The organism is Nocardiopsis sp. TNDT3, assembly GCF_003427465.1.
Classification (GTDB): Bacteria; Actinomycetota; Actinomycetes; order Streptosporangiales; family Streptosporangiaceae; genus Nocardiopsis; species Nocardiopsis dassonvillei.
Genome location: NZ_QPFC01000351.1, coordinates 1 through 3532 on the forward strand (window position 1 = coordinate 1; position 3532 = coordinate 3532).

3 protein-coding genes are annotated in these 3532 nt (G+C 70.4%); all 3 read left to right on the forward strand.

Annotated features, from left to right (window positions below):
- Nucleotides 1-198: 198 nt before the first annotated feature.
- From DQW06_RS09350 to DQW06_RS09360, 3 genes are read left to right on the forward strand one after another with little or no spacing between them, the layout of a single operon-like run.
- Nucleotides 199-1134, forward strand: coding sequence for an ABC transporter ATP-binding protein (locus DQW06_RS09350; RefSeq protein WP_232832988.1), 936 nt, complete (start codon nucleotides 199-201; stop codon nucleotides 1132-1134).
- A 2-nt stretch (nucleotides 1135-1136) separates the two neighbouring features.
- Complete coding sequence (locus DQW06_RS09355) at nucleotides 1137-2330, forward strand: ABC transporter permease (protein ID WP_117198303.1); 1194 nt, start codon at nucleotides 1137-1139, stop codon at nucleotides 2328-2330.
- Nucleotides 2327-3478, forward strand: coding sequence for an ABC transporter permease (locus DQW06_RS09360; protein WP_013155696.1), 1152 nt, complete (start codon nucleotides 2327-2329; stop codon nucleotides 3476-3478). The genes DQW06_RS09355 and DQW06_RS09360 overlap by 4 nt, the downstream gene beginning before the upstream one ends.
- Nucleotides 3479-3532: the final 54 nt, after the last annotated feature.

Here is a 3532-nt window from a genome sequence, read left to right on the forward strand (position 1 = left end):
GCAAATGAAACCAGGCCGAAACGCCACATCGAAAACAACCGGAACATAAACGGACACTTTCTGTGGTTCACTGGCCCGGACCGCGGAACGCCACGGAGAAAAGGCGGCGCGGAAAGGGCGCGGCCGCGTCGGGGAGGAACGCGCGAAACAGCCGACCGCCCGGCGGACCGCGAAGGCACAGAGGAGCGAGGAGGGCCCGTGCCCATCCTGGAAGTCCAAGGAGTGAGCAAGAGATATGGGAAGAACCTGGCGGTCGACGACGTCAGCTTCTTTATCGACGAGGGGGAGACCTACGGCCTGCTGGGACCCAACGGAGCGGGCAAGTCCACCACGATCGGCATGATCACCGGCATCCTGAGCCGGGACGCCGGAACGATCCTCGTGGACGGCGTCGAGCACAGCGTCACGAACAGGAAAAGCAAGTCCCTCATCGGGTTCGTCCCCCAGGAACTCGCCCTCTACCACGACCTCAGCGCACGCGACAATCTGCGTTTCTTCGCGCGCATGTACGGGCTCTCCTCCTCAGAGGCGCGCAGCCGGACGGAGGAGGTCCTGGAAACAGTCGGCCTCTCCGAGCGCGCCGGTGAGGCCGTATCCAAATTCTCCGGAGGAATGGCCCGAAGGCTCAATATCGGCCTCGGACTGCTCAACAACCCGAGACTCCTCATCCTCGACGAACCGACGGTCGGCGTGGACCCCCAGAGCCGCAACTCCATCCTGGAGAGCGTGGACGCCCTGACGCGGGGCGGCGTCTCCGTGCTCTACACGACGCACTACATGGAGGAGGCAGAACGCCTCTGCGACCGCGTCGGCATCATCGAGGGCGGCCGCATCCGCGCCGAGGGCACGCAACGCGAACTGGTCGCCCAGGTGGGCGAGGACGACACGGTCCTGGTCACCCTGGACTCCCCCGGCGAGAGGCTGCTCGGCGCCCTGCGCGCGCTGGACCGCGTGGACGAGGCGACCTGCGAGGGGAACCGGATCAGGCTCCTGACGCCCGACGCCCGGGACGTCCTGCCCCGCATCCTCGACACCCTGACGCAGGAGGGCGCCGGCATCAGGTCGGTCGAGGTCCAGGAGCCGGATCTGGAAGCCGTCTTCCTGCGCCTGACCGGGAAGGGACTCCGGGAGTAGCCATGGCGAACGGAACCAACGCCCTCTCCATGACCGCGGCCATCGTCGCCAAGGACGTGCGCCAGCGGCTGCGGGACGGCAGCCTGCTGGTCTTCGGGCTGCTCCTGCCGCTCGGGGTGGCCTTCTTCTTCAACATGCTGCTCGGCGACGGGACGTCCCAGGGGACGAGCTCGGAGTACGTGGTCGTCGACGGCGACTCCGGATCGCTCGGCGAGGGCTTCGTCGACGAGGCGCTGCGCCCCCTGGAGGACGACGGGGTGCTGGAGCTGTCCGAGGCCGGTTCCGAGCGCGAGGCGCGCGAGGCGGTCGAGGCGGGGACCGCCGACGCGGCCTTCCTCATCCCCGAGGACTTCACCGAGTCGCTGGAGGCGGGCGAGGACGCGGTCCTCACCGTCGTCGGCGACGCCGACTCCCCCGTGGCCACCCACATCGCCCGGGAGATCGGCCGCGCCTACGCCACCGAGCACCACCGCATCCGACTCGCGATCGCCACCGGCTTCGACTCCGAACCCGACCCGGCCGCCGCGGCCCGGCTCCTGGAGGAGGCGGAGACGGCGGCGCCGCCGCTGACGGTGGTCGAGGACGCGGACCTGGAGTGGCGGGAGCTGGGCACCGCCACCTACTACTCGGCCTCCATGGCGTTCTTCTTCGTCTTCTTCGCGGCGATGTTCAGCGTCACCAGCATCTTCGACGAGAAGGCGGGCGGGACCCTGGCGCGCCTCCTGGCCAGCCCGATCCCGCGGGGGGCGATCCTGGTCGCGAAGCTCTCCAGCGGACTGCTCATCGGCCTGGCGAACATGGCGGTCCTGGCCGTCGCGACGACCCTGTTCTTCGGCGCCGACTGGGGCGACCCGCTGGGCGCGGCGGCGCTGATCACCACGGGCGTGCTGGCCGTCATCGGGCTCACCGCCGCCGTGGCGAGCTTCGCGCGCAGCTCGGAACAGGCCGCCAACTGGCTCTCGGTCCTGGCGATGCTGCTCGGAGCGTTCGGTGGAGCGCTGTTCCCGATCTCGCAGCTCAACGCGCTGGCGGTCGTCAGCTACCTGACCCCCCACCGGTGGTTCCTGCTCGGCCTGGGCGAGCTCTCGGCGGGAGGCGTCGGCTCGGTCCTCCTGCCGTGCGCGGTCCTGCTCGCGCTCGGCCTCGCCGGCTCGACCGTCGCGCTGTTCCGTATGGGACGGATGGTGAACTCATGAAATCGCTGACCATCGGCGTCCTCAACGTACGCCGCGTCTTCCGCGACCGGACGAACATCTTCTTCGTCCTGCTGCTCCCCTTCCTGATGGTCTTCATGATGGGGCTGATGTACGGGGAGGGGAAACCGGTCCTGGGCGTCGTCGCGCCTTCCGGCGGAGGGCTCGCCGAGCGCCTCGTGGGCGCTCTGGAGGAGGACGAGCGCATCGACGTCCTGCGTCTGGACGAGACGGAGATGCGCGACCTGGTGGAGGCCGGGGACGTCCAGGCGGGCCTGGTGGTCCCGGACGACTACGGGGACCTGGTGCGCGACGGCGGGCAGGTCGAGCTGGAGCTCGTCACACGCGGCAACGACTGGGCCGCCGCGGACGTGGGGACCTGGGTCCGCTCCGTGGTGGCGCAGGAGTCGGCGCTGCTGAGCACCGCCCGGGTCACGGAGAGCGTCCGCGACGACGGGTTCGAGGAGCGCCTGGCGGACGCGGAGGAGACCGAGGTGTCCGGCGTCCGGGTGGAGGTGGTCACCGCGGGTGAGGCCACGTTCCCCGAGGGCGTCTCCTCGCACAGCCTGGCGGCCCCCCCGCTGCTGCTGCTCTACACCTTCATCACGGCGCTGACGACGTCGCTGGGCATCGTCCAGGCCAGGCGTTCGGGGGTCCTGCGGCGCCTGTACGCCTCCCCCACCTCGGCGGGGTCCATCGTCCTCGGCGAGGCGCTGGGCAGGTTCCTCATCGCCCTGACACAGGCCCTGCTGATCCTCTTCGGGTCGGCCCTGCTGTTCGGAGTCGCGTGGGGGAACCTGTTCGCCACCTCGCTGGTGGTGACCGCGTTCTGCCTGGTCAGCAGCGGTGCTTCGCTACTGCTCGGCAGTCTGGCGAGGACCGAGGGCGGCGCGTTGGCGGCGGCGGTGGGCATCAGCCTCGGGGCGGGCGCGCTCGGCGGCACCATGCTCCCGCTGGAGTCCTTCGGCGACACCATGACCACCATCGCGTTCCTGACCCCGCACGCCTGGGGCTACGACGCGTTCAGCGCGCTGGTCCGCGACCAGGCCTCACTCGTGGACGTGCTCCCGCACGTGGGAGTGCTCCTCGGGTACGCCGCCGTCCTCCTGGCGCTGGGCGTCTGGCGCTTCCGCGCCGCGGTCACCAGGTAGGCGGGCCCCGGCGGGGTGCCGCGCCCGGCGTGGCCGGACGCGGCCCCCCTTCTC

Excerpts from the sequence above, each read along its gene's own strand:
- DQW06_RS09355 (WP_117198303.1), top strand. The coding sequence starts at position 1,137 with ATGGCGAACGGAACCAACGCCCTCTCCATGACCGCGGCCATCGTCGCC.
- DQW06_RS09360 (WP_013155696.1), top strand. The coding sequence starts at position 2,327 with ATGAAATCGCTGACCATCGGCGTCCTCAACGTACGCCGCGTCTTCCGC.